The organism is Mesorhizobium sp. M2C.T.Ca.TU.002.02.1.1 (assembly GCF_003997225.1).
The window spans coordinates 1-4,846 of record NZ_RZTO01000475.1 but is presented as its reverse complement, the minus strand read 5'-3'; the positions used below and the strand labels follow the sequence as shown (position 1 = coordinate 4,846).

The window sequence follows — 4,846 nt, the reverse complement described above, 5'->3', positions numbered from 1 at the left end:
CTTCACGGCCGCGCCGTTGGGCAGGCGCGCTTCGACCTTTCCGCCCGGCGAAGCGGTCGCGCGGATGTTGAGCAAATCGTCCGGCGCGAGGCCACCGATGATCGAGATGATTGTTCCGGGCGCATCCTGAGCCAAGGCCGGCAGGGCGGCGAGCAGCAACGGAGCGGCCAAGAGTGCCTTCAGCATCAGTCGGAGCGTAGCTTTGCGCTTCATCTTCTAGCTGCAATTTCCAAGGCGCGACCAGATATAGGCGGCGGGGCTGCCGGATGTCATCCTGAATTTAACGGCGATTGTGAGGCCCGAGGCACGCGCAAACTGTCGGTCAGGCCGAAACCTCGATCTCGGACGTGCCGACCGCGGGCAAAGCGGAGTCGCCGTCGGCCGCGGCAATCACGCTGTCGAGCAGGCCGGGAAAACGCTTGTCGAGGTCGTCGCGGCGCAGCGTGATCAGCCGGCTGGTGCCGACCGCTTCGGTGCGGGTGATGCCCGCCTCGCGCAGCTTGGCGAGGTGGTAGCTGAGATTGGTCTTGGAGGCGAGGTCGAGGAACTTGCTGCAGTTCAGCGGCACGCCTTCCTTGCTCGCCAGATAGCGCACGATGGCAAGCCGGGTCGGGTCGCCAAGCACGGCAAGCACGATCGGCAGGCTGATCTGGTCAGCGGTTGGATGGGGCAGGCTCATGACCCAGAATTAAGCACAAACGGCACGAACTTCAACGCGGCTTCCCTTTCCGCCGACAGACATGACCTTTTCTTTTCGACCCCGTCCTGACACAGGGCTGTCAGCAGGGTTCAGCTATTTTGTCCCGGCTCGGTTGACATCATGCCCTGCTATGTCCAATTGTTCAATAACTTTTGAACTAAGGACAGTTCCCCATGGACAAGCGGATCTTCTGGCTGGCGCTCGGGTCGTTCGCGATCTCGACCGAAGGCTTCGTCATCTCAAGCCTTCTCCCCGACATCGCGACCGATGCCGGCATTTCCGTGCCGCTCGCCGGCTCGCTGATCACCGCCTTCGCGCTGGCCTATGCGATCGGCGCGCCGGTGCTGGCGACGCTGACCGGCGATTGGGACCGGCGGCGCGTCATCCTGTGGACGCTGGTCTTCTTCGTCATCGGCAATCTGGTGGCGGCGGTGAGCTCGTCCTTCGAGCTGTTGTTGATCGCGCGCATCGTCATGGCGCTGTCGTCCGGCCTGTTCGCGGCGACCGCGCAAGGCACGGCCGTGGCGCTGGTCGACGACCATCACCGGGCGCGCGCCATCGCAGTCGTCGTCGGCGGCACCACGGTGGCGGTGGCGGTCGGCGCGCCGCTCGGCGCGCTGGTCGCGGCGATCGCCGGCTGGCGCGGCACGTTCTTCGCCATCGCCGGGCTCGGCGCGCTGTCCGGCGCGATCCTGTGGTGGCGTCTGCCGCGCGGCATCATCGGCACCAGGCTGCCGCTGAAGCGCAGGCTGGCCGCGGCGGTGCGCCCCGGCGTGATGCCGATCCTGCTGACGACGGCGCTTGCGCTTGTCGGCGCCTTCACGGTGTTCAGCTTCATCGCGCCTCTGGCCATCGAAGGCGGCGGGCTCTCGCCGATCGCGCTGCCGGGCATGCTGCTCGCCTTCGGCGTCGGCGCCGTCATCGGCAACATCGCCGGTGGGCAGGCCGCCGACCGCTTCGGCGCCACACGCACCGTCGCCTGGTCGCTGACGCTGTCGGCCGCAATGCTCGTCACCTTCTCGCTGATCCCGACCTTCCTGCCGCATCATCTGGCCGGACCGGCGCTGATGGCCATGATGGTGCCGTGGGGCATCGTCGGCTGGGCTTTCCCGCCGGCGCAGGCGAGCCGCATCATCAAGCTTGCGCCTGATGCCGCGCCCATCGTCCTGTCGCTCAACGCCTCGGCGCTCTATCTCGGCGTCGCGCTGGGCGCGGTGGTCGGCGCCGCGGTGCTGCGCTTCGGCGTCCCGGCCGATCTCGGCTTGGTTGCGGCGGTATTCCCGATCGTCGGCCTGGGCGTCGTGCTGGCCGGTCGAGTATTCGCCCGGCCGGTCGCAATGCCAGCGGAGTAAGCCGGTACACAGAGCCTGATCGGCGGCCGCTTCTTCAGACAGAAGGAGCGGCCGCCGGCATTTCCAGGTCGAGGTCAGCCACGGCGTCCAGCGCCGCGCGCAGCTTCGCTGCCTGCTCGGCGCCGACCTTGTCCTCGAATTGCCGCTGGGCGATGCTCCAAAGCTTGAGCGCCTCGTCGAGCTTGGCCTGACCTTGCGGCGTCAGCCGCACGCGCTTGACACGGCGGTCGTCCTTGTCGGGAAAGGTCTCGACATAGCCGTCGCGGATCAGCGGCTTCAGCGTGTGTCCGAGCGCCGAGAGGTCCATGATCAGCGCCTCGGCGATGGTGCCCATTGCCGGCTCATCGCTGACATGGATCTGAAAAAGCAGCCCGAACTGCGTGCCCTTCAGGCCCGACGGCGCCAGCGCGTCGTCGTAGAAGCGGCCGAGGCTGCGCGCGGCACGGCGCAACGTGGCATTGTTGCAGCGGCTGAATCCCGGTTTCTGGGCTTCGTTCATGGTCACTCCTCGCCGGCGCGTCGGCGCTCGAATGGTGGGCGTCGGGGGCGGCATCGCGAAGGGCGGTGCCGCCCCGGCCTGCCGCAGAAAATAGTTTTTGCCGCCGCCGTTGACAAGATAGTGGCATATACCTACTTCACAGAAAGTGGCATATGCCACTAATTGAAATCAGGGGCTCGGCTGACGATGCGATCATCGGCGCCGAGCCAAGCGAAGCGAACAAAGGAACAAGACAATGAGCACGAAGGACAACAAGGGCACAGCCGTCATCACCGGCGCATCGTCGGGCATCGGCGCGGTCTATGCGGACCGGCTGGCGGGGCAGGGCTATGATCTGGTGCTGGTGGCGCGGCGCGCCGACCGGTTGCAGGAGGTGGCGGACAGGCTCGCCTATGCCTATGGCCGCAAGGTCCAGACGATCGTCGCCGACCTTGCGGCCGATGCCGATCTGCGCCGCGTCGAGCAGGCGGTGTCGACGGACGACAGCGTGACGCTGCTGATCAACAATGCCGGCGTGGGCGGCCTGGAGACGATTGCCGACGCCGATGCCGACGCGGCCGAGCGCATGATCAAGGTCAATGTCGTGGCGCTGACCAGGCTGACCCGCGCGGTGCTGCCGGGCCTCATCAAGCGCAATCGCGGCGGGATCATCAACATCGCCTCGGTGGTGGCCTATGGCATTGCCGTCGGCGGCATCTACAGCGGCACCAAGGCCTATGTCGCCAACTTCACCGAAGCGCTGCAGAAGGAAGTCGCCGGCACCGATGTGAAGGTCCAGTCCGTCGTGCCCGGACCGGTCCGCACCGAGTTGTGGGACGTCTCCGGAATCAGCCTCGACAGGCTCAATCCGGACTGGATCATGAGCGCAGAGGATCTGGTCGACGCCGCGCTTGCCGGCTTCGCCCAGGGCGAGACCGTAACCGCGCCCGGCCTTGCCGACGCGGCCGGGCTGACGACCTATCTCGGTGCCAGGGACCAGTTCTTCGGCAGCCTGTTCTCCGGCAAGCCGGCGGCGCGCTACGAAGTCTGAGAGATATGCTTTGTGCCTGGCGTGACCGATCGACCTGAGGCTTGATTGCCACGTGGTTCCCCCAATCCGTCGCTGCTTCGCAGCGCCACCTTTCCCCCCTCCGGAGGGAAAGGAAGGGCGCCTTTCCTCTACCCCGTCGATCGGGGGAGAGGTGGCTCGGCGAAGCCGAGACGGAGTGGGGGTCGACCAGCGCACCATTGGACAATGCATGCGCCAAGCTGCCATGCACGCCACCGCCAAGGGCCGGCCACGTTCATGGGGGCGAGGAACGGCGCTATACCGGCCGCCACATCTGCAGGATCGAGGCGGCCAGCAGCAGGCCGAGCACGATGTTGAGCGCGCGCCACTGGCGCTCCGTCTTGAGCAGGCGGGCAAGCAGGGTTCCCGCCACGCACCACAGCGACAGCGAAAAAGCAGCCGCCAGGCCGAACACGGCGCCGAGCAGCAGCGCGAGTTGCAACGGACCGTCCGCCAGGGTCGCGAACGACGCGGCGGCTCCGAGCCCCATCGCCCAGCCTTTCGGGTTCATCCACTGGATACCGGCGCCGCCGAAAAAGCTGTTCGGCTTGTCCATGCTGATATCGAGATTGGGCGGACCGCTGCGGCCGATCTTGATCGCCAGCCAGATCAGATACAGCGAGCCGGCTATCTTCATGGCGAGCTGCAGGGATGGAATGGCGGCTAAAAGTCCAGCCAGGCCGGCCGCGCCCGCGGCTGCCACAGTCGCCAGTCCGGCGGCGCTGCCGGCCATCAGCGGCACGGAACGGCGAAAGCCGAATTGCGCGCCGGACGCGGTCGACAATGTCGTGGCGATGCCGGGCGTCGAGGTCGAGATCAGCGCGAACAGAACCAGCGGGATGATGGTTTCGGACATGCGGGCTTCCCAGTGGAGAAAGCCGGCATGCTTAGGCGCTTCGAGACATCAGTAAATGCAATGTTTGATATGGTTTGCATTAGCAATTATAATGCCGCGGATGATCCGCGATCTCGACATGACTCTCATCCGCACCTTCGTCACGACGGCCGACAAGGCCAGCATGACGGCGGCGGCCAACGCGCTCCATTTGACGCAAGGCGCCGTCAGCCAGCAGGTCAAGCGGCTGGAAGAGGTGCTGGGGCAAAGCCTGTTCGAGCGCGACCGCCGCGGTCTGAGGCTGACGCGTTCCGGCGAGCGGCTGCTCGAAAAGGCCAGGCGCCTGTTGCGGCTCAATGACGAGATCCTTGCCGAGATCAGGGGCGGGGCGGTTGCCGGGCGGGTGCGGGTC

General features: G+C 66.3%; 6 protein-coding genes. 3 read left to right on the top strand and 3 right to left on the bottom strand.

Annotated elements, in window-relative coordinates; translation table 11 throughout:
• Positions 1–322: 322 nt before the first annotated feature.
• Entirely contained in the window at positions 323–679 is a 357-nt protein-coding gene (locus EOD07_RS22640; protein ID WP_127237048.1) for a helix-turn-helix transcriptional regulator, read from the bottom strand.
• Positions 680–873: 194 nt separating this feature from the next.
• Between EOD07_RS22640 and EOD07_RS22635 the strand changes: the two genes are divergently transcribed.
• Positions 874–2,052 carry an MFS transporter gene (locus tag EOD07_RS22635; protein ID WP_127237047.1) on the top strand — a complete coding sequence of 393 codons (1,179 nt, stop codon included), beginning with the start codon at positions 874–876 and terminating at the stop codon, positions 2,050–2,052.
• Between the two features lie 34 nt (positions 2,053–2,086).
• Here EOD07_RS22635 and EOD07_RS22630 read toward each other — a convergent pair whose 3' ends face one another.
• Complete coding sequence (locus tag EOD07_RS22630) at positions 2,087–2,551, bottom strand: MarR family winged helix-turn-helix transcriptional regulator (RefSeq protein ID WP_127237046.1); 465 nt, start codon at positions 2,549–2,551, stop codon at positions 2,087–2,089.
• 235 nt (positions 2,552–2,786) lie between these two features.
• Between EOD07_RS22630 and EOD07_RS22625 the strand changes: the two genes are divergently transcribed.
• Positions 2,787–3,581 (top strand): SDR family oxidoreductase, encoded by a 795-nt coding sequence (locus EOD07_RS22625; RefSeq protein WP_127237045.1) that lies wholly within the window; start codon positions 2,787–2,789, stop codon positions 3,579–3,581.
• Between the two features lie 274 nt (positions 3,582–3,855).
• Here the strand turns inward: EOD07_RS22625 and EOD07_RS22620 are convergent, their stop codons facing one another.
• The gene (locus EOD07_RS22620; protein ID WP_127237044.1) at positions 3,856–4,455 is read right to left on the bottom strand and encodes a LysE family translocator; all 600 of its coding nucleotides are present in this window, start codon (positions 4,453–4,455) and stop codon (positions 3,856–3,858) included.
• A gap of 100 nt (positions 4,456–4,555) precedes the next feature.
• Between EOD07_RS22620 and EOD07_RS22615 the strand changes: the two genes are divergently transcribed.
• A partial coding sequence (locus EOD07_RS22615) for a LysR family transcriptional regulator (protein WP_127237049.1) occupies positions 4,556–4,846 on the top strand: 291 nt, incomplete at its 3' end.

Bases quoted from the DNA above. Each gene is read 5' to 3' on its own strand.
- EOD07_RS22640 (WP_127237048.1), bottom strand. From the start codon at position 679: ATGAGCCTGCCCCATCCAACCGCTGACCAGATCAGCCTGCCGATCGTG.
- EOD07_RS22620 (WP_127237044.1), bottom strand. From the start codon at position 4,455: ATGTCCGAAACCATCATCCCGCTGGTTCTGTTCGCGCTGATCTCGACC.
- EOD07_RS22635 (WP_127237047.1), top strand. From the start codon at position 874: ATGGACAAGCGGATCTTCTGGCTGGCGCTCGGGTCGTTCGCGATCTCG.
- EOD07_RS22630 (WP_127237046.1), bottom strand. From the start codon at position 2,551: ATGAACGAAGCCCAGAAACCGGGATTCAGCCGCTGCAACAATGCCACG.
- EOD07_RS22625 (WP_127237045.1), top strand. From the start codon at position 2,787: ATGAGCACGAAGGACAACAAGGGCACAGCCGTCATCACCGGCGCATCG.